Below are 19,505 nucleotides of genomic sequence, written 5' to 3'. Positions count from 1 at the left end.
CGCGCACCTCTGCGCTTATCGAGTGCGTGACGTTCCCGCCCCCTGACCCGGTCACGACTGCCCCAGAATCAAGCCATGAACACAGAACAGGTCCTGATCGTCGGCGCCGGCCCGGTAGGCCTGACCTTGGCCATGGACCTCGCCCAACGCGGCATCCAGGTCCTGGTCGCCGAAACCCGCCACCGCGGCGAGCCCCCCAGCGTGAAGTGCAACCACGTCGCGGCCCGGACGATGGAAATCTTCCGTCGCCTGGGCATCGCGAAGGCGGTGCGCGACACCGGCCTGCCCGCCGACTACCCGAACGACGTCGCCTACCGCACCACGTTCACCGGCGAGGAGTTGTCGCGCATCCCCATCCCCTGCCGGCGCGACCGCTACACCGACAAGAGTGGCCCCGACGGCTGGTGGCCGACGCCGGAGCCGCCGCACCGCATCAACCAGATCTATCTGGAGCCGGTGCTGTTCGCCAACGCGGAAGCCATGCCCAACGTGCGCATCGTCAACCGCGTGCGCATCGACGATTTCGAGCAGGACGAGGACGGCGTCACGGTGACGGGTGAATACCTGGATGGTGGCGACGCGTTCACGGCGCGGTGCCGGTACCTGGTGGGTTGCGACGGCGGCCGCTCGATGGTGCGCAAGCGCATCGGCGCCAAGCTGTCGGGCACCGACGTGGTGGGGCGCGTGCAGTCCACTTACTTCCGCGCGCCGGACCTGTACTCGCGCGCGAAGAACAAGCCTTCGTGGGCCACGTTCTCGCTCAACCCGCGCCGCTCCGGCAACGTGTACGCCATCGACGGCCGCGAGACTTTCCTGCTGCACAACTACCTGCGCGCCGATGAGACCGAGTTCGACTCGGTCGACCGCGACTGGGCCATCCGCGAGATCCTGGGCGTGGGCCCGGACTTCCGCTACGAGGTGATTTCCAAGGAAGACTGGATCGGCCGGCGGCTGGTGGCCGACAGGTTCCGCGACCGCCGCGTGTTCATCGCGGGCGACGCGGCGCACCTGTGGATCCCGATGGCGGGTTACGGCATGAACGCGGGCATCGCCGACGCGATGAACCTGTCGTGGCTGCTGGCCGGCCACCTGAACGGCTGGCTCACCGAGGCGGCGCTGGCCGCGCACGAGGCCGAGCGGCAGCGCATCACCGAGCAGGTGTCCAACTTCGCGATGAACCATGCCATCGCGCTGCAGAAAGAACGCGAGGGCGTGCCGGCGGGTATCGAGCAGCCGGGACCGGAAGGCGAAGCCGCCCGCACGGCCGCCGGCAAGGCGCTGTACGACCTGAACGTCAAGCAGTACTGCTGCGCGGGCCTGAACTTCGGCTATTTCTACGACCGCTCGCCGCTGATCGCGTACGACGGCGAGGCGCCGCCGGCCTATTCGATGGACCGCTTCACGCCATCCACCGTGCCCGGCTGCCGCACGCCGCACCTGTGGCTGGACGACGGCCGCTCGCTGTACGACGCGATGGGGCCGGAGTACACGCTGCTGCGCTTCGATCCCGCCATCGACGTGCGGCCGTTGCAGGAAGCCGCTGCGAAGCGCGGCCTGCCGCTGGAAGTGCTGGACGTGTGCTCTGCCGAAGCGGCCGCGCTGTACCCGCAGAAGCTGGTGCTCTCCCGCCCCGACCAGCACGTGGCCTGGCGCGGCGATGCGCTACCAGCCGACCCGGTGGCGCTGGTCGACCGGCTGCGCGGCGCAACGGCCGGGTGATGGATCCCGGCGTTCGCCGGGATGACAGTGGGTTGTCATGGCGGGCTTGACCCGCCATCCACCTCCCGCACTCATGAGGTGCGCGCGAACCGGGCTCGCTTCTTGCACGGCAAGGCCACAGGCGCCTTCGCCGCAGGAAAGCAGTACCCGATGCCCCAAGCCCGCGCCGCCCGCCGGCGGCTGGAACAGGACGATGCCCAGCGCTGGACCGCCACGTCGCCGTTGCTCGACCTCGACGATCCCAAGCTGAGGTTGCGCGCGCAGTCCATCGTGCAGCTGTGCAAGACCGAGCGCGAGCAGGTGCTGGCCCTCTACGCCTGCGTCAAGCGCATGCCCTTCGCCATGTCGTTCAAGATGCGGCTGCACACCGCGCGCGAGGTGCTGCAGCAGGGCCGCGGCGATTCCTTCGACAAGGCCACGCTGCTGGTCGCGCTGCTGCGGCTGGCGGGCTTTCCCGCGCGGCTGCGCTTCCTCACGCTGGACGGGGCCGTGATCCGCGGGCTGCTCGGCGCGGCGCCCCGGCCGGTGCGCCCGGTGCTGGAGGTGTTCCGCGACAGCCGCTGGATCGCCACCGACACCTACATCTTCGACGGGCCGTACGCGGCCGCGGCGCGGCGGCGCCTGCGCGACAGCGGCTGGACGCACGGCTGGGGCATGTGCGTGCACGGCGCCGCGTTGTGGGACGGGCAGACCGATGCCTTCCTCAACGGCGACGAACCTCATGAAGACGGGCTGGTGCTGCACGACCATGGCGTGTTCTGCGACCCGCTGGAGTTCGTCTCCTCGCCCAGCTACCGCGAGATCCACGGCCGGCTGGCGCGCGCGGTGCAGTGGAACGTGCTCGCCTCGGGCCTGGAGCGCGGTATCCGCGAACTGCGCCAGCACCTGCCCGACACCGCCGCCTGTGGAACGCCCGCGTGAGCCAGGAGAGCCCGATGACCGCATCCAACGTGTTCCTCTTCGGCGCGGCGGCGCCGGGTTCCGCGGAAGGGCGCGTGCGCGGCATCGCGGCGCAGCAGGTGCCCAAGGTGCGCGAAGCGGCGCTGGCATTGCGCGAGCAGGTCGTGTCCTGGGACTTCGCCGGGCTGGAATCGGTGCTGCTGTCGCACCTGAACGGCCTGGCCGGCCTGCGCTTCGACCTGCTGGTGTCGCCGGGCCTGCGCGCGGGGCCGCTGGAGCGCGACCAGGCGGCTTTCCGCGGTCAGGTGGCGGCGGTGTCAGATTGCACGGAAGCGACGTGGCGTGCCCTGCGCCGCACGCTGGAACTGGGCAAGGGCGCGCGCGGCGAAGCCGAGGCGCTGGCCGCCGAATTCGCGATGGAGTCGCGCTCGCTGCTGCGGCGCGTGGCGGAAGAATCGCGCACCGCGGGCGCGCTGCAGGCCACGTTGCAGGCGAGGGCGCACCAGGCCGCGACCGAGGCGGCGCGCAAGGCGCTCCATGACATGGCCGCGCGCAACGGCGGCGTGTTCGGTTTGCTCGACCGCCTGCAGCGCCTGTGCGACGCGGCACGGCCGCTGCAAGCCTCGGCGTACGAGCTGGCGGAGGCGCACACGGAACTATTGGGCACGATGCGCAAACTCGCCGCGCGGCTCAAGGGCGGCCTGCTGGAGCGGCTGCGCGCGCTGGTGACGGGCGAGATGGGCTCGCCCGCCGACGAGCTTCGGCAAGCGCAGCAGGCGCGGTCGGAGCTGCAGTCGGGCTTGTCGGAAGCCATCAGCGAAGTGCAGCGCGTGCAGTCGTGCAGCCAGGATCTGCTGGTGTGGCTGAAGGCGGTGGAGCACGAGGCGCAGTCCGTCATCCCTGCGGAGGCGGGGATCCGCGGCTTTCATGAGCCTGGACGCCATGGATTCCCGCCTTCGCGGGAATGACGCTGCTCTGCGGTTCTGTGTCACGAGTGCGCTGCACACTGCGGCCAATGCCTGAATTCACCCGCATCAATCTAGCCCTGCAAGGCGGCGGTTCCCACGGCGCGTTCACCTGGGGCGTGCTCGACGCGCTACTCGAAGACCGCCGCCTGTCTTTCGAAGGCCTCAGCGGCACCAGCGCCGGCGCGATGAACGTGGCCGCACTGGCTTCCGGCTGGGCCGTCGCCAGGCGCGCCAACCGCGACCCGCGCGAAGGCGCCCGCGAAGCGCTGGCCGCGTTCTGGGACGAAGTCGCCACGCTGGGCGCAGCCGGCTCGGTGCACCGCAAGCTCTTCGCCAGCCTGTGGGGCCTGTCGCCGCTGGGCGCTTTCGGCTTCGTGCCTTCGCAGCCGATCTCGCCGTACCAGTTCAACCCGCTGGACCTGAACCCGCTGCGCGACCTGCTGGAGCGCCGCATCGACTTCGCCGCCATCCGCGCGCAGCACACGCACCGGCTGTACGTCAGCGCGACGGAGGTGGAGACGGGGCGCGCGCAGATCTTCACCGGTGCGGCGCTGACGGCCGACGCGGTGATGGCGTCCGCCTGCCTGCCGCAGCTGTGGCGCGCCACGGTGATCGGCGGCCAGCCGTACTGGGACGGCGGCTACTCGGCCAACCCGGCGATCACGCCGCTGCTCACGCTGTCCGAGAGCCGGGACGTGCTGCTGGTGCAGATCAACCCGCTGCGGCGCGAAGAGGTGCCGCGCGAAGGCGGCGACATCGTCGACCGCATGGCGGAGCTGGCCTTCAACGCCAGCCTGCTGACGCAGATGCGCCAGCTGCACGCGTGGAACCAGCTGGCGGAGAGGGGCGCCGCCGCGGGACGCGGGGCGATGCGCGTGCACCGCGTGGACGGCGGGCGCGTGCTGGAGGAACTGCCGCAATCCTCGCGGACCACCGCGGACCCGGTGCTGGTGCGGCGCTTGTTCAAGGCCGGCCGCGAGGCGGCGCAGGCCTGGTGCGATGCGAATCACGGCGACGTCGGCCGCCGCAGCACGGTGGACCTGCGGAAGGAGTATGGCGACGGCACCTGGCTGCAGCTCGCCGCACCGCCGGCGCCGGCCGTTCGGCGGCTGCGGCCGCGGCGCATGCTCCTGAAGTCACGGCCGCGCATCGACGGACGCAAACGCTAGTGCGGCTGCGGCTGCGGCTCGGCCGTGGCCGGCCTGCCGGGCTGGGTCCGGTTACCGGCCGCCAGCAGCTGGGCTTCCAGCCGCGCGGGGTTCAGCGGCTTCTGCAGCACTTCGGTGCCGGGCAGGCGGGCGCGGATGGACCGCAGGTCCACCTCGCCGGTCATCACGATGCCCGGGATCCCCGGCCGGCTGCGCCACGCGGCTTCCAGCAGTTCGGCGCCGTTCATGCCGGGCATGTTGAAGTCGGTCAGCACCACGCCGATGTCCGCGTGCTGCTCCAGCAGCGCCAGCGCCGTGCGCCCCTCGGGCGCGGACAGCACCGCGAAGCCCAGAATCTCCAGCAGCGCGACCATCGCATCCAGCACATCCGGGTGGTCGTCCACCACCAGCACGCGCATCGGTCCCGGTTCCGCCGGCGGTTCGGCCACCGGCGCGCGCGGCAGGAAGACGTCGACACGCGTGCCGTGCTCGGGCGTGCTGTCCACCCGCATCGTGCCGCCGCAGTGCTGCACCACGCCCAGCGCCTGCGCCAGGCCCAGTCCGGTGCCGCGTCCCGGGCCCTTGGTGGTGAAGAACGGCTCGAAGCACCGGGTCAGCGTTTCGGCGTCCATGCCCATGCCGTCGTCGATCACGCTCAGGCCGGCATACGCCCCTGGTTTCAGGTCGCCGCGTCCCAGGGGACCGGCGGCGACTTCGTGGTGCCAGGTGCGCAGCTTCAGCGTGCCGCCGGACGGCATCGCATCGCGCGAGTTGAGGCACAGGTTGAGCACCACCATCTCGACCTGCGTCGGGTCGGCCAGCACTTCCGGCAGGCCGGGCTCCAGCTCGAGTTCGATCGACAGCCCGCCGCGCGCGGCCTGCTGCACCAGCGGCTGCAGGCCTTCGACCAGCTCGTTGAGGTCGAAGGCCTGCAGCGCCACGTCCTTGCGCCGCGCGAAGCTGAGCAGTTGCCCGACGATCTTGGCGCCGCGCCGGCTGGCGTCCAGGCCCGCGTCCAGCACCTTGCGCACCTCGGGCTGCGGTGAGGCGCGCAGGCCGACTTCCAGGTAGCCGGTGATCGCGGCGAGGATGTTGTTGAAGTCGTGCGCGATGCCGCCGGTCAGCCGCCCGATCGCCTCCAGCCGTTCGGCCCGGATGCGGCTTTGCTCGGCCTGCTTCTGTTCGGTGACGTCGCGCCCCACGGCGTAGAACCTGGCGTCGCCGCGGACGGCGGCCGCGCGCCACGAGACGATGCGCTCTGTGCCATCGCCGTGGTGCACGCGCGTTTCGAAGTCCACCGCATCGCGCCCGCCGAGGATCAGGCCGATCTCGCTTTCGATGCGTTCGATCTCCTGCGGCGGCACGAACACGGAGAAATGCTGTCCGGCGGCCTTGTCGGCCGGCACGCCCATCACGCGCTCGAACGACGGGCTGACCATGATGAGGCGGCCGTCGGCGCCCATGCTCATCAGGATGTCCAGAGACAGGTCGAAGATGCGGCGCAGTTCCTGCGTCTGGGCGTGCACCCGCTGGGCCAGTGCTTCCTTGACCTGCTGCAGTTCCGTCACCGACAGCTCGCCCTGCGCCAGTTCCACGGTCACGCCCGCCCATTCGGCAGGCAGGCCATCGGGGCCGGCGACCGGCGCCGCGCGCGAAACCACCTGGGCGTGCCGCCCGCCCAGGCGCGCGCTGCGCAGTCGATAGGTGGCCTGGAACGGACGCCGGTCGAGCCGGGCCTGCGTCCAGGCGGCGCGGGCGCTCGCATGATCGTCGGGGTGGATGGCGTCGATCCAGCCCATGCCCAGGTGCTCGCTGGGCGGCTGGCCGGTGTACCGCTCCCACGCCAGCTGGGGCTCGATGAAGGTGCCCGCTTCCGATGCCGACCACCGCGCCGACGGCCGGTCGGCCAGCAGGGCGTCGCACAACGCGCGCAGGCGCGCGGCCTCCGGTTCCATCGCCGATGCATCGTTGCCGCCCATGCGATCAGGATAGGGGTGGCGCACAGACACCCAAGCGCGCGCGGCTGGCTCCTAGGGCGTAAAACCGTTACCGCCATGTGCGGCCGGTTCGCGTTTGCAAGGAACGTAAGCGCGAAGGGGCCGCGGTTTCCCGCGGCCCCCTTCAGGCAAGCCCATCGATGCGGGCTTGCCGTGCGAAGCGCTGCTATCAGCGCGCGGTCGCGCCGCCCGAAGCCGACGAGCCGGTCGAGCCGCTGGTGCCCGAGCTGCTGCTCGTGCCCGCGCTGCCGCTGCCCGACGGAGTCGTCGCCGTGGAGCTGCCCGACGAGCCCATGCCCGAGCGAGTGCCGGAGCTCGAAGAGCCGCCGCTGCCGCTGGGCGCCGACGAGCTGGTCGACGACGGGCCGATCGACCCGCTGGCGGAACCGCCGGTCGAGCCCATGCCGGACGCGGTGCCGGAAGCGGACCCCGACGCGGTGGTTCCGCAAGCGGACAGGGCGGCCGCGGCGGCGATCGTGAGGGCGATGGTGAGTTTGTTCATCGGAACTCCTTTTTCGTTGGCGAGGCCGGATGGCCTGCTGGAGCAAGGATGCCGTCCCCGGGTTCCATGGGAGAGTTTCCCAGCCGCCCGAGCTTCCGTCGGAATCCGCAGCCCGCGCGCGTCGGCGCAACTCGACTCGGCCATTCCCTGTGCCGCGCTGGAGGCCCTTCGACGAATACTTTCTTCTCGTCGGTTGGCCACAACACGGCGGCGAGCCGCTGGCCTGCCCGGCCGCCCGCCCGGAGAATCGCGGCTTTCGCGGAGGCGGGGATGAGGCATGGATGGAACGGGCGGCGGCCGCCCGCAGGTTGGAAGCTGGCGGCGGTGGCCCTGGCGGCAGTGTTGGCCGCCGTGCCGGCGCAGGCCGACGAGCATTACGGCAACAGTGCCGCCGCCAAGGCGGCCATGGAGCAGCTGCGTACCGATGCGCCCGCCGAGGTGCGCGCGCGCTGGGGCGCATTCGCCGACCTGGCGGGCGGCGCGTTCATCGCGCAGGACGTCGGCTCGTACGAGGTGATGTGGCGCGACCTCGAGTGGCTGGTGCCGGGCGCGGTCATGCGCTGGGGCAACGGCATGTGCCGCAGCGGCGAGTGCTACCACGCCGACTACGTCGTGCAATGGAATCCGCAGGAGAAGCGGCTGGACTTCTTCTACGAGAACAGCCTGAAGATGACCGCGCAGCCGCGTGCCGACGGCGCGCTGCCGATCCGCTACGGCTTCATGGGTTTCGAGACCGTGCTGCCGGAGCAGGGCCTGTACAGGACCGAGAGGTATTCGCTCGAACCTGCCACCCAGTCGCGCCTGCTGGCGATGAGCAAGGGCAAGGCCGGCAGCGCGCAAAGAGCCGCGCAGGAAGCCGCCGGCGGCCAGGGCACGGCCGCCGCGGCGGCCGTGCCTTCGGGCCCGGCTGTGGAGTCCGCCATGAAGGCTACGGGGCAGTCGGCGGCCGAGCTGTCCCGGCGCTGGGGCCTGCTGCTGGGCGTGCTGGACAAGCGCTTCATGGACGTGGACGGGCGCGATGTCGCCTGGCGCGCCTTCGAATGGCAGCAGCCCGGCGTGGCCATGCGGCAGTGGGTGGTGGGCTGCGGCAACTTCGGCTGCGGCAGCCCCTACCAGGTCATCATCCGGCCCACCGACACCGAAGGCTTGCTGGAGGTGAACGACACCGTGGACGGCAGCCGCCGCTACTTCGCCGTCGAACCCGACGGCGCCCTGCGCCTGCAGTCCACCCGCACCGGCGTCGTGCTGGGCAAGTGGAGGCTGGGCGCGTCCGGCCAGCTGTCGATGCACGGCCGCTGGTTCCGTCCCGTCGATGCCGACACTCTGGCGCAGGCGACGCAAGGCAAGTCCAAGGCGGTGGCGCTCGCGGCGGACAACCCGCCGCCCAGACCGGCCGCGGTCGCGCCGGTGCCCGCGCCGGCACCCGCCGCGGCGGCGCCTGCCGGCGGCAGCGACCTCAAATCGCAGCTGGCGGCGATGCAGCAGCAGATGGCCGCGCTGGCGAAGAAGATCGAAGAGCAGGACAAGGCCGCGCGCACGCCCGCGGCCGCATCCACGCCGGCGCGGGCGCCCTCCGCGGCGACGCGCCAGTCCGCGCCCGCGCCGGCGCGCGCCGCCGGGCAGGGGGCGGCTTGCGGTGCGGTCGAAGGCGTGTACGGCACGGGCGACAACTACCAGGTGCAGGTGAGCTTCGAAGGCGACACCCTGGTGCTGCAGGAGCCCAATCGCCGCTCGGTATACCGGCACGAAGGCAACTGCCAGTTCGCCTTCACGCACCCGAACGGCACGACCTACCGGCTGGGCGTTTCGGGCAAGTCGCTCAACGCGTACAAGGGCGACCCTTCCTCGGGCACCGCGCTGGGGCTGCTGCGCGCCGCGCCGGCGGCCGAAGCCGCGCGCGTCGCCGCGCCCGCTTCGGGCAGCTGCAAGGCCGAGGCGATCTCGTTCCAGAACGCCGAGGCCGCCAACCCGAACCGCGTGGATCACCTGTACGGCATCCGCTCGCTGCCGGACCGGAGCGCCGAACCGTCGGGCCGTTACCAGGCGCCCGAACCGAACGGGCGCCCCTGGACCGTGCTGGGACCGAATGGCGTCGGCGGCACCTTCGAGGAATACGGCGCGCCGCGGCCGGACTTCATCTACGGCATCCGGCGCTGGTGGATCCAGGCCAACTGCGACGGCAGCCCGGTGGTGGAAAAGGGCGCGGCGGGCAGCCGCTACCTGCTGATCTACGAACTGGACCGCCCGCGCCAGGGCAGCAGCTGGCAGCGCGACGAGCTGATCGTCCTCGAGCGCGAGGACAAGATGTTCTTCATCGACCGCGTGAAGTCCAAGCGCTGAAGTGAAGGCGGCTGCGCCGCCTCACGCGTGCGCGCTCGCCTCGCGGTACGCCGCGACCTCGGCCTCGATCTCGTGCAGCCATTGCAGCGCGCGCTCGGGCTGCACGCCGTCCAGCTCCGCGCGTGCGCACAGCGTGGCCACCCGCGGCGCGCCGACGGTGCCAGCCGTGCCCCTCAGCTTGTGCGCGGCTTCGGACACCCGGCGCCCGTCGCCCTCGGCGGCCGCGCGCGCGATCGCCCGCAGGTTCTCCGGCGCGCGGTCCAGGAACAGCCGGCGCGACTGTTCCCACAGCGGCCGGTTGCCCAGGAAGCGGTCCTGCAGCGTGCCCTGCTCGTACGGTTCGTCGCTGGTCACCAGCGGCGCGGGCGCGGAGATCTGCGCCTCGCCGGCGTCCAGCCACTTGGCCATCATGTTGCCCAGGAGGCGCGGCTCGATCGGCTTGGTGAGGTAGTCGTCCATGCCGGCCATCAGGCAGCGCTCGCGGTCGCCCGCCATCGCATGCGCGGTCAGCGCGATGATGGGCGTGGCCAGGCCCCGCTTGCGCAGTTCCATCGTCGCGCGCAGGCCGTCCATCTCCGGCATCTGGCAGTCCATCAGGATCAGGTCGAACGCGCGTCGCTCGCATTCGTACAGCGCTTCCAGCCCGTTCTCCGCCGTGGTCAGCCGCGTGTAGCCCAGGCCGGCCAGCAGGCCCTTGGCCACCACGCGGTTCACCTCGTTGTCTTCCACAAGCAGGATGGCGGCATTGGCGCGTGCCCGCGGGCCTTCCTTTTCCTCGCCGGCCACCGAAACCTGCGCCGCGCGCAGCGGCAGTTCCAGCGTGAAGGTGGATCCCACGCCGGGGCGGCTGGCCAGCTGCACGTCGCCGCCCATCAGCCGCGCCAGCTCGCGCGAGATCGCCAGGCCCAGGCCCGTGCCCTGGTAGCGGCGCCGCGCGGAAGCGTCGGCCTGCGTGAAGCGCGTGAACAGGCGGGCCTGGTCCGCTTCCGCGATGCCGATGCCGGTGTCGCTGACAGTGAAGCGCAGGCGCGGTCCTTCGGCGCCGGCCGGCGCGTCCACCTGCAGCGAGACGCCGCCGACGTGGGTGAACTTGCAGGCGTTGCCCAGCAGGTTCAGCAGGATCTGCTTCAGGCGCACCGCGTCCAGCAGCACGCCGGCGGGCACGGACGGCGCCATCTGCACCGTGAACGCGAGGTCCTTCTCCGCCGCGCGCACGGTCACCACGTCGGCCACCTCGCGCACCAGGGCGCGCAGGTCGGCCTGCGTTTCCACCAGGCTCACCCGGCCGGCCTCGATCTTGGAGAAGTCCAGGATGTGGTCCACCAGGCCCAGCAGCGACTTGGCGCAGCTGTGGATCATCGCGACGTAGCCGCTCTCGCGGCCCGGCAGCCGGGCGTCGCTCAGCAACTGCGCCAGCCCGATCACGCCGTTGATGGGCGTGCGGATCTCGTGGCTCATGGTGGCGAGGAAATCGCTCTTGGCGCGGCTGGCTTCGCCGGCCGACTCCAGCGCCCGGCGCAGCGCCTCGTCGGCCCTGCGGCGCTGCGTGATGTTGCGGCTGACGCCCACCACGCGCAGCGCGCGGCCCTCGGGCGAGCGCGCCGTCACCTGGCCTTCGGTCAGCAGCCAGATCAGTTCGCCGCCCACGGTGCGGATCGGGTGCTCCTCGGCGAAGCGGGGCGTCTCGCCGCGCAGCATCGCCTTGTGCGCCGCGTACAGGCGCGGCAGCTCCTCCTTGGGGATGCGCGCCAGGATGTTCCCGCCGGGCGTGTGGCGTTCCTCGGGGGGCAGGCCCAGCATGTCGGCCCAGCGCCCCGAGATGTAGGCCGCACCGGTGGTCACGTCGTATTCCCACAGGCCCACCTCCGAGGCGTCGTGGGCGCGCTCCAGGCGCTCGCGGCTGACCTCCAGTTCAGCCGTGACGCGGCGGGCTTCGGTCACGTCGTTGTAGGTCGTGACCAGGACGCCGCCGGGCATGGTGTCGCCGATCACCTCCACCGTCCGGCCGTCGGGCAGCAGGCGTTCGCTGCGGTGGGGCGCGAGCCTCGCGTTGCGGGTGCGTTCCTCCACGAGCGCCTGCGGATCGCCCGGCCCGTAGTCGCCGCGCCGGGCCAGGAGCAGGCCGATCGACTGGAACGTCGCGTCCGGCGCCTCGAACACGTGGTCCGGCAGGTTCAGCATGCGGCGCACACGCCGGTTGCTGATCACGTGGCGCATGCCGTCGTCGAACACCGTCAGCCCCGACGGCATGTGCTCGATCACGGCCTGCAGCAAGGCGTTCTCCTTCTCGGCGCGGTCCTGCAGCTCGTGCATCTCGGTCACGTCCAGCAGCGCGGCGACGAAGCCGGGCGTGCCGTCCGCGCGGGTGACCGCGTGGGTGCGGAACTTGACCCAGCGCTGCCGCTCGCCTTCGTGCGGGATCGGCCGGATCAGGCCGTTCATCGGGCGCCGCTCGCGCAGCGCGACCTCCCATTCGGCGCTGAACGCCTTGCGATCGTCCGGGTGGATGCGGTGCACCCAGCGCATGCCGCGCATCGCCTCGAAGGATTCGCCGCCCAGCACCTTCGGCCACAACGAATTGGCTTCGGTCACCGCGCCGGTCACGTCGCCCCAGCTCAGGCCGACGGGCGCCAGCTCGGCCAGCAGTTCGATGCCGGAGAGGCTGCGCTCGTGGCGCAGGGCGAGTTCCTGCTCGCGCAGCAGCAGCACGTCGACGGCGTTGCGCGCCAGCTGGCCCAGCCAGTGCGATTGGTCACCGGTGAGCCGCCCCGGTTCGGGGCCGGCCACACAGAGCGTGCCGATGCGCTCGCCGCCCGGCATCACCAGCGGGTGGGCGGCGTAGTGCAGGATCGGCCTTCCTTCGTGCTCCGCCGGATCGCCGGCGACCCGCGGGTCGGTGCGGGCGTCCTCGATCTCGAAGAAGCCGTCCTGCCGGATCACGTGCTGGCAGTAGGAGAGGTTGCGCGGGCTGCCGGTGCCTTGCCGCAGCCCGACCGCCGACTTGAACCACTGCCGCTCGGCGTCCAGCAGCGAGATCAGCGCGATCGGCTGGCCGGTGAGCGACGCGGCCAGCTTCGTGATGCCGTCCAGCACCGCTTCCGCGCCCGTGTCCATCACCTGCAAGGCGGCCAGCCGCGCCAGGCGGCACTGCTCCTGCAGGTCCAGGTGCGGCTCCTTGATCATGCCGCGTGGGCCGGGGCGGCCCCCAGTTCGCGCAGCTGGCGTTCCACCAGCCGCAGCAGCTCGTCCAGCGTCAGCTTCGCGCGCGCCGCGCCCGCGGGGCCCCTGGACAGCAGGTCCTTCAGCAGCGCGGTGCCGCGCCACAGGCCCAGCACCAGCGTGCCGCTGTACAGGCGCTGCAGGCGCGCATCGGTGTCGCCGCCGGCGGCCAGGGCCGCGGCGCATTCGGCCGCGTCGTCGCGCAGCTTGCCCAGAAGGCCGCCCAGCTGGTCGGCCCCGATGGCCAGGCGCCGGCGCGTGACCAGCACGTTCTCGGACTCGGACGCGCGGCGCTCGCGCAGCACGCGTTCCACCAGCGTGCGCGTCTGCACGGCCAGGTAGGGCTTGAGGATGTAGCCCGCCACGCCGCCGGCGATGGCGTTCTGCACGGTCTGGCGGTCTGACGCGGCGGAGATCAGCACGAAAGGCAGGTCGTGCAGCACCGGATGCGCGCGCACGCGCTGCATCAGGCCCAGCCCGTCCAGCCGGGGCATGTTGATGTCGCAGCAGCACACCTCGGGACGCAGCCCTCCCTGCAGCTTCTCCCAGGCCTCCTCGCCGTCCTCGGCCAGGGCGACCTGGCCCAGGCCATGGAGGATGTTGGCCAGCGACATGCGGGCGATCTCGTCGTCGTCCACGATCAGGATGTTCATGGGAGTCCTTTCGGCCCGCGAAGGGGGGAATGAAGGAAGGGGGGCATCAGCCGAATGCCTAAGCCCTCAAGCCGGCGCCGCCGCTGCCGAAACCGCTGGTCATGGACACCGCCGCGACTTCGCCCGAAGCCCAGCGCCTGCTGGCGATGGCGCCCGCGGCGCTGCCCGTGCTGCACGCCACCCGCGAGGGCCTGGCGCACTGGGCGGCGCGGCCCGACCATGCCGACGCCAACCGGCTGGCCGACGTGGTGCTGCGCGACCCGTTCATGGTGATGCGCACGCTGCACCTCGTGGCCAGCCGCTTCGGCTCGCGCCTGGCGACGCCGGTGCAGACCGTGACGGCCGCGCTGGTGCTGGTGGGCGTGGACCCGTTCTTCCGGGCCTGCGAAAACCTGCCGGTGCTGCAGGACCGCCTGGCGCACGAGCCCGCGGCGCTGCAGGGCGCGCTGGCCGCCATCGAGCGCGCGCATGCGGCCGCGCGCATCGCGGCGGCTTTCGCGGTGCACCGCCAGGACGACGACGCCGAACTGCTGCACCAGGCCGCGCTGCTGCACGACTTCGCCGGGCTGTTGCTGTGGTGCGAAGCGTCGGGCGCGGCGCTGGCGATCGCGATGGCGCAGAAGATGGATCCCGCGCTGCGGTCCGTGCAGGCGCAGCGTGCGGTGCTGGGCATCGAGCTGTCCGCCATCGGCCAGCAGCTGCTCGAACGCTGGGGCGTCGCGCTGCCCGTGCGGCAGGCCGTGGACGCGCTGCACGGCGACAGCAGCCGCACGCGCACGCTGCGGCTGGCGGTGCAGGTGGCGCGGCACCTGGAACACGGCGGCTGGCACAACCCGGCCCTGCCCGACGATTTCACCGAAGCCGGCCACCTGCTGAACCTGCCCGCGGATGCGGCGGCGTCGCTGGTGCGGCAAGCGCTTTGAATACGGGGCATCTCACGACAGCAGGTCGAACAGCGTCTGCTTCGACAGGGTCGCATACGCTTTCAGGGCCGCCTGGCTGCCGACCTGGGCGTTCTGCAGGTCGCTGATGGCGCTGGCCAGGTCCAGGTCCTGCAGGCTGCTGCGGCGGGTGGTGACGGCCAGCTTGTCCTGTGCGTTGCCGTCGGCGGCGCCCTGCACGGCGTTCATGGCTTCGCCCACGCGGGTGCGCGCCAGGCTCATGCCGTCCAGCGCGCGGTCCAGGCCGGCGTGGGCGCGCTCCAGGCCTTCGTTGTAGGCGGCGGTGGTGGGGCTGCCTTCCAGCAGCGCGATGGCGGAATCCAGCGAGGCGAACACGCTCTGCGTGCCCGCGGGCGCGATGTCGAAGCTGTCGCCGGTGGCGGGCGTGCCGGAGATGGTCACGCGCTGGCCGGCGATGTCGATCGCGCTGCCCGAGGTGAACGCCACGTTGCTCGCCAGCGTGGTGCCCGCCGTCGTGTCGGTGACGGTGTAGGTGGGGGCTGCCGCGGTGCCGCCGATGGTGACGGCGTAGGCGTGGCCGGTGAGGGCGGACGCGTCGGACACGCTGCCCGCGCCGATCCAGCCGCTGCCGGTGTTGGCGGCGGCCGAAGCGGTGGTGAACACGCCGTTGCCCTGCGGCAGGTTGAGGAAGACTTCGCGGCCGTCGACGGTGGACGGGTAGCGGGCGCTTTCGCCGATGCGCTGGTCGCCGGCGGCGGGCGTGTACGCCGGCACCTGCGTGCCGGAGAAGGGATCGGTGCTGGTGCCCTGGCCGCCGAACACGCGGCCGCCCGCGCCGTCGCTGGTGTTGGCCAGCTCCAGCAGCTGGTCGCGCGCGTTGCGCAGCGTCAGGGCAAGCGCCTTGCGGTCCTGCGCGTTGTAGCCCGCGTTGCCCGCGGCGACGATGGCTTCGCGCGCCGATTGCAGCAGGTCGGTGCCGCGCGACAGCGCGCCGTCGGCGGTGCTGAGCACGCTGGTGGTCAGGTCCGTGGCCCGCGCGTCCTGCGCCAGGCGCGAAAGACGCGAGCGCGCGAGTTCGGCTTGCGCGGCGGCGGCCGGGTCGTCGCTCGGCCGCTCCACGCGCAGGCCGCTGGTGATGCGCGACTGCAGGCGGGCCTGCTGCGCCCCGCGGGCGGTGAGCGCCTCTAGCGCCTGGTTGGAAGACTGGAGGGTGGCGACGCGCATGGTGATCAGCGGGTGGCGTTGAGGAGGCTCTCGAACAGGCTCTGGCTGGCCTGCAGGATGCGGGCGCTGGCCTGGTAGGCCTGCTGGAAGCGAAGCAGGTTGGCGGCTTCCTCGTCGAGGTTGACGCCGGACACGGCCTGCTGGCGGGCGGCGGCGTCGCTGGCCAGCTGCGCGGAAACGTCCGCGGCGGCCTGGCCCGACTGCGCGCGGTTGCCCACGTCGGCCAGCAGCGAGGCATAGGCTTCGTTCAGCGTGCCGCCGCCCACCAGCCCTTGCGAAGCCAGCTGCGTCAGGGCGAGCGCGTTGCGGTTGTCGGCGGTGGGCGATGCAGTGACGCCGACGGTGAACGCATCACCGGCCTTGGGCGTGCCGTCCAGCTTCACCGTCCAGCCGTTCCAGTCGCCGGACGCCGGCACTTTCTGCCCCGGCGTGTACGGCACGTTGGTGAGGCTGCCGCCCGCCAGGCCGGTGACGTTGAACGAGGTCGGCGGGTTGTTGAAGGTGATGGTCACCGGCAGCGTGTTGTCGCTGCTGGCGCGCACGATGGAGAAGCCCGACGCGCTGGCGCCGCCGGTGTTGGTGGCGGCCGGCTGGATGGTCGATGCGAAAGCGGTGGCGACTTCGCGCGGCGTCAGGGGGCGCACGGCCAGCTGCGTGGCCGCGCCGGCGAACGGGCGCACGCGCCACTGGTCGCCGGCGGCCGCGGTGCCGCTGCTGGCGGCGAAGGTCAGCCCGTCCACGGTGGCGGGCAGCGACGCGGAGACGGTGGTGTTGCCGTCCGCCATGCGCACGACGCTGTAGTTGGTGCCGTCGAAGCGCACTTCGTAGTCGCTGGGCTGCAGCGCGGCGGACGACGTGACAGTGACGGCCAGCGAAGCCGTGCCGGTGTTGCCGGAGGCGGGCTGCGACGTGGGCGAGGGCAGGGTGAAGATCGCCGCGCCGGGCTGGCCGTTGGCGTCCACGCCCAGGGCTTGCTGGCGATTGAAGGCGTCGGCCACCACGGTGGCGATGCGGCCCACCTGGTTCAGCGCGGCGGGCAGGTCTTCGTCGCGCAGCCGCAGCGCACCGGCCAGGCTGCCGCCGCCCAGCGCGGTGGCGTCCAGCATCTGCGTGGTGGATCCGACGGTCAGTTGCAGCGCGTGCTGGGTGGCGTCCGCGGGATCCGCGATCGCGTCCAGGCGCGACACCTGGCGGCCCACCAGCAGCGGGGCACCGGAGTTGGTGAAAAGGTTGAGGCCGCCGTTGTCGGCGGCGACCGCACGCACGCCGATCAATTGCGACAGCGCCTGCACCGCGCCGTCGCGCTGGTCCAGCAGGTCGTTGGGGGATTGGCCGCTGCCGGTCGCTTTTTCGATCTGCGCGTTCAGCCGGTCGATCTCGCCCAGCTTGGTGTTCACCGCCGCCGCATCGGAAGGCAGGCGGCCGTCGGTCTCTTTCGCCAGCGACGCGATCTGCGAGCCGATGCTGTCGATGCGGCCGGCCAGCTGCGAGGCGCGCGAGAGGAACACCTGCCGCGCCGAAAGGTCGGCCGGGCGGTTGGCCAGGTCGCCGGCCGCGGAGAAGAAGGCGTCCAGCGAGGCGCCGATGCCCATCTCGCTGTTGCCGAACAGCGTGTCCAGCGATTGCAGCCCGGTGGCGCGCGTGGCGTCGGCGGCGCTGGTGGAAGCGGCCGAGCGCGCGGCCGTGGTGAGGAACTGGTCGTACTGCCGCTGCACCGTGGTCAGGTCGACGCCGCGGCCGAAGAAGCCCGAGCCGGTGTACAGGCCGCCCGCCGTGGACAGCACCGCTTCCTGCCGCGAATAGCCCGCCGTGTTGGCGTTGGCGATGTTGTGCGAGACGGTGGTGAGCGTGCCTTGCGCGGCCAGCAGCGCACGGCTTCCGATGTTGAGAAGGGCGTCGGCCATGTCGTCGCTCAGGCGACCAGCGCGCGCTGCAGCGCGATGGTGTGGTGGATGGTGCGGGCCAGCTTGGCCCCGTACTGCGGGTCGGTGGCGTAGCCGGCGCGCTGCATGCCGCCGGCGAACTGTTCCACCGTGCTGGAGCGGGCCACTTGCGCGTAGCGCGGGCTGCCGGCCAGCATGCGGGCGTAGTCGGTGAAGGCGTCGGCGTACGACGAGTAGCTGCGGAAAGCCGCCTTCTGCTTGACCGGCTGGCCGTCCTCGTACTCGGTGGTGGCGACTTCGGTTTGCGCGCCCTGCCAGCCGCCCTGGGCCTTGATGCCGAAGAGGTTGAACGAGTTGCTGCCGTCGGCGTTGCGGATCGCGCCCTTGCCCCAGCCCGATTCCAGCGCGGCCTGGCCGAGGATGAAGGAGGCGGGCACGCCGGTGCGGCGCTCGGCTTCCTTCGCATGCGGCAGCATGTCGCGGATGAAACCGGCCGCGCGGCTGCCGGTGTCGGCGTTGCCCGTCGCTCCGGTAGCGGGAGTGGCTGCGGCAGCGGCCTGGTTCTCGGCCGACACCGGCGGCAGGTTGCCCATCTGCCTGGACAGCTGCTTCTCCAGCATGTCGGCCAGCCCGCCGGGACGTCCCGCGAACTGCTTGGCGAAATGCGAATCGAGCATGGACGTGAACTGGTCGCCGCCCGCCCCCTTGTCGGTGGATGGCGTGGCGTCGCGCATGCTCTTGACGACCATCTGCATGAACAGCGACTCGAACTGCACGGCGGCCTGGCGGGTGGCGGCCTTCGGGTCGGCCGCGGCCTGGCGCCGCAGGCCGTCCAGCGAGCGGGCGTCCAGGTTCAGGCCGGCCGTGTTCGGGTCGGTGCGCATCAGATGATCTCCAGCTCCGCCTTCAGCGCGCCGGCGGCCTTGATCGCCTGCAGGATGCCGATCAGGTCCTGCGCCGAGGCGCCCAGCGCGTTCAGCGACTTGACGATCTCGGCCAGGTCGGCGCTGGCGGGCACGTTGAAGAGGGTGCCCGCGCCTTGCTGGATCCTGATGTCGGATTTTTCGGCGACCGTGGTCTGCCCCTGCGACAGCGGCGCGGGCTGGCTGACCATGGGCGTGGTGGACACGGTGACCGACAGGTTGCCGTGCGCGACCGCGCAGGCGCCCAGGCGCACCGACTGGTTGATGACGACGGAGCCGGTGCGCGCGTTGACGATCACCTTGGCGGGCGGCGCGGCCAGCGCCACTTCCAGGTTCTCCAGGCCGGCGATGGCCTTCACGCGGCCGGCGCCGCCGGGCAGGCGCACCTGCACCACGCGCGCGTCCAGCGGCTGCGCCGCGTCGCCGCCCAGCGAGCGGTTGATGGCGTCGGCCATCGCTCTCGCCGTGCTGAAGTCGGTCTGGTTCAGCTCCAGGTGGATGACGTCGGCTTCCAGCGCGGGGTTGGGGACCGCGCGTTCCACCGTGGCGCCACCCGGCACGCGGCCGGCCAGCAGGTGGTTGATGGCGACCTTGCTGCCGGCGGACGAGGCGCCCGCGCCGCCGATGACCAGGTTGCCCTGCGCCATCGCGTAGATCTGGCCGTCGGCGCCGCGCAGCGGCGTCAGCAGCAGCGTGCCGCCGCGCAGGCTGCGCGCGTTGCCCAGCGAGGACACCGTGATGTCGATCTGCTGGCCGGGCTGCGCGAAGGCGGGCAGGGCCGTGGTGACCATCACCGCGGCCACGTTCTTCATCTGCGGCGTCACGCCGGGCGGCAGCGTCACGCCGAACTGCGACAGCAGCGACTGCACGCTCTGGCCGGTGAACTGCACCTGGTTGGTGGCGTCGCCGCTGCCGTCCAGGCCGACGACCACGCCGTAGCCGATCAGCTGGTTGACGCGCACGCCGGAGACGGTGGCGAGATCGCGGATGCGCTCGGTGTTGCCGGCGGCGAAGGCCGACGAGCACAACGCGAACGCCAGCAAAAGCCTCGCCATTCCCGCGCCCCACTTCGTCATCCCCGCGAAGGCGGGGATCCATGGCTTCCCTCGGAGGCCGTGAAAGCGGAC

At 71.9% G+C, this 19,505-nt stretch carries 14 protein-coding genes; 6 read left to right on the top strand and 8 right to left on the bottom strand.

Going from position 1 to position 19,505, the window contains the following annotated elements:
- Positions 1 to 75: 75 nt before the first annotated feature.
- The 4 genes from EZ216_RS04345 (at position 76) to EZ216_RS04330 (ending at position 4,756) form a co-directional block, all read left to right on the top strand.
- Positions 76 to 1,719, top strand: a complete 1,644-nt coding sequence (locus tag EZ216_RS04345) for an FAD-dependent oxidoreductase (RefSeq protein WP_135248329.1) — start codon at positions 76 to 78, stop codon at positions 1,717 to 1,719.
- A gap of 150 nt (positions 1,720 to 1,869) precedes the next feature.
- Entirely contained in the window at positions 1,870 to 2,640 is a 771-nt protein-coding gene (locus EZ216_RS04340; RefSeq protein WP_167772828.1) for a transglutaminase family protein, read from the top strand.
- A gap of 14 nt (positions 2,641 to 2,654) precedes the next feature.
- Positions 2,655 to 3,587: a hypothetical protein gene (locus EZ216_RS04335; RefSeq protein WP_135248327.1), complete on the top strand. Its 933-nt coding sequence runs from the start codon at positions 2,655 to 2,657 to the stop codon at positions 3,585 to 3,587.
- Between the two features lie 47 nt (positions 3,588 to 3,634).
- Complete coding sequence (locus EZ216_RS04330; RefSeq protein ID WP_135248326.1) at positions 3,635 to 4,756, top strand: patatin-like phospholipase family protein; 1,122 nt, start codon at positions 3,635 to 3,637, stop codon at positions 4,754 to 4,756.
- Here the strand turns inward: EZ216_RS04330 and EZ216_RS04325 are convergent.
- Complete coding sequence (locus tag EZ216_RS04325) at positions 4,753 to 6,714, bottom strand: PAS domain-containing hybrid sensor histidine kinase/response regulator (RefSeq protein WP_135248325.1); 1,962 nt, start codon at positions 6,712 to 6,714, stop codon at positions 4,753 to 4,755. The genes EZ216_RS04330 and EZ216_RS04325 overlap by 4 nt on opposite strands.
- A 187-nt stretch (positions 6,715 to 6,901) precedes the next feature.
- Entirely contained in the window at positions 6,902 to 7,234 is a 333-nt protein-coding gene (locus tag EZ216_RS04320) for a hypothetical protein (protein WP_135248324.1), read from the bottom strand.
- A 324-nt stretch (positions 7,235 to 7,558) separates the two neighbouring features.
- Here EZ216_RS04320 and EZ216_RS04315 point away from each other — a divergent pair, with 324 nt between their 5' ends.
- On the top strand, positions 7,559 to 9,574 hold the full coding sequence (locus EZ216_RS04315) for a hypothetical protein (RefSeq protein ID WP_135248323.1): 2,016 nt from the start codon (positions 7,559 to 7,561) through the stop codon (positions 9,572 to 9,574).
- Positions 9,575 to 9,595: 21 nt separating this feature from the next.
- Here EZ216_RS04315 and EZ216_RS04310 read toward each other — a convergent pair whose 3' ends face one another.
- Positions 9,596 to 12,757, bottom strand: a complete 3,162-nt coding sequence (locus tag EZ216_RS04310) for an ATP-binding protein (protein WP_167772827.1) — start codon at positions 12,755 to 12,757, stop codon at positions 9,596 to 9,598.
- Positions 12,754 to 13,446 carry a response regulator transcription factor gene (locus EZ216_RS04305; protein WP_135248321.1) on the bottom strand — a complete coding sequence of 231 codons (693 nt, stop codon included), beginning with the start codon at positions 13,444 to 13,446 and terminating at the stop codon, positions 12,754 to 12,756. Before EZ216_RS04305 ends, EZ216_RS04310 begins: the two co-directional genes overlap by 4 nt.
- A gap of 101 nt (positions 13,447 to 13,547) precedes the next feature.
- On the opposite strand from EZ216_RS04305, the gene EZ216_RS04300 reads away from it, so the two are divergent.
- Positions 13,548 to 14,369, top strand: a complete 822-nt coding sequence (locus EZ216_RS04300; RefSeq protein WP_135248320.1) for an HDOD domain-containing protein — start codon at positions 13,548 to 13,550, stop codon at positions 14,367 to 14,369.
- A 12-nt stretch (positions 14,370 to 14,381) separates the two neighbouring features.
- On the opposite strand, the gene flgL is transcribed toward EZ216_RS04300, so the two are convergent.
- Genes flgL through EZ216_RS04280 form a run of 4 tightly spaced genes read right to left on the bottom strand, consistent with a single transcriptional unit; the run spans position 14,382 to position 19,433 of the window.
- Positions 14,382 to 15,572 (bottom strand): flagellar hook-associated protein FlgL, encoded by a 1,191-nt coding sequence (gene flgL, locus EZ216_RS04295; protein ID WP_135248319.1) that lies wholly within the window; start codon positions 15,570 to 15,572, stop codon positions 14,382 to 14,384.
- Between the two features lie 5 nt (positions 15,573 to 15,577).
- Positions 15,578 to 17,476, bottom strand: a complete 1,899-nt coding sequence (flgK, locus tag EZ216_RS04290) for a flagellar hook-associated protein FlgK (RefSeq protein ID WP_135248318.1) — start codon at positions 17,474 to 17,476, stop codon at positions 15,578 to 15,580.
- A gap of 8 nt (positions 17,477 to 17,484) precedes the next feature.
- Positions 17,485 to 18,339, bottom strand: coding sequence for a flagellar assembly peptidoglycan hydrolase FlgJ (flgJ, locus tag EZ216_RS04285; RefSeq protein ID WP_135248317.1), 855 nt, complete (start codon positions 18,337 to 18,339; stop codon positions 17,485 to 17,487).
- On the bottom strand, positions 18,339 to 19,433 hold the full coding sequence (locus EZ216_RS04280) for a flagellar basal body P-ring protein FlgI (RefSeq protein ID WP_135248316.1): 1,095 nt from the start codon (positions 19,431 to 19,433) through the stop codon (positions 18,339 to 18,341). The genes flgJ and EZ216_RS04280 overlap by 1 nt, the downstream gene beginning before the upstream one ends.
- Positions 19,434 to 19,505: the final 72 nt, after the last annotated feature.

The sequence above is a fragment of the Ramlibacter humi genome, from assembly GCF_004681975.1.
Lineage (GTDB): Bacteria > Pseudomonadota > Gammaproteobacteria > Burkholderiales > Burkholderiaceae_C > Ramlibacter > Ramlibacter humi.
This window is presented reverse-complemented; position numbering and strand designations above follow the sequence as displayed.

Coding starts and splice junctions, on each gene's coding strand:
- EZ216_RS04335 (WP_135248327.1), top strand. CDS start 2,655: ATGACCGCATCCAACGTGTTCCTCTTCGGCGCGGCGGCGCCGGGTTCC.
- EZ216_RS04340 (WP_167772828.1), top strand. CDS start 1,870: ATGCCCCAAGCCCGCGCCGCCCGCCGGCGGCTGGAACAGGACGATGCC.
- EZ216_RS04345 (WP_135248329.1), top strand. CDS start 76: ATGAACACAGAACAGGTCCTGATCGTCGGCGCCGGCCCGGTAGGCCTG.
- EZ216_RS04320 (WP_135248324.1), bottom strand. CDS start 7,234: ATGAACAAACTCACCATCGCCCTCACGATCGCCGCCGCGGCCGCCCTG.
- EZ216_RS04325 (WP_135248325.1), bottom strand. CDS start 6,714: ATGGGCGGCAACGATGCATCGGCGATGGAACCGGAGGCCGCGCGCCTG.
- EZ216_RS04300 (WP_135248320.1), top strand. CDS start 13,548: ATGGACACCGCCGCGACTTCGCCCGAAGCCCAGCGCCTGCTGGCGATG.
- flgL (WP_135248319.1), bottom strand. CDS start 15,572: ATGCGCGTCGCCACCCTCCAGTCTTCCAACCAGGCGCTAGAGGCGCTC.
- EZ216_RS04280 (WP_135248316.1), bottom strand. CDS start 19,433: ATGGCGAGGCTTTTGCTGGCGTTCGCGTTGTGCTCGTCGGCCTTCGCC.
- EZ216_RS04305 (WP_135248321.1), bottom strand. CDS start 13,446: ATGAACATCCTGATCGTGGACGACGACGAGATCGCCCGCATGTCGCTG.
- flgK (WP_135248318.1), bottom strand. CDS start 17,476: ATGGCCGACGCCCTTCTCAACATCGGAAGCCGTGCGCTGCTGGCCGCG.
- EZ216_RS04330 (WP_135248326.1), top strand. CDS start 3,635: ATGCCTGAATTCACCCGCATCAATCTAGCCCTGCAAGGCGGCGGTTCC.
- EZ216_RS04310 (WP_167772827.1), bottom strand. CDS start 12,757: ATGATCAAGGAGCCGCACCTGGACCTGCAGGAGCAGTGCCGCCTGGCG.
- flgJ (WP_135248317.1), bottom strand. CDS start 18,339: ATGCGCACCGACCCGAACACGGCCGGCCTGAACCTGGACGCCCGCTCG.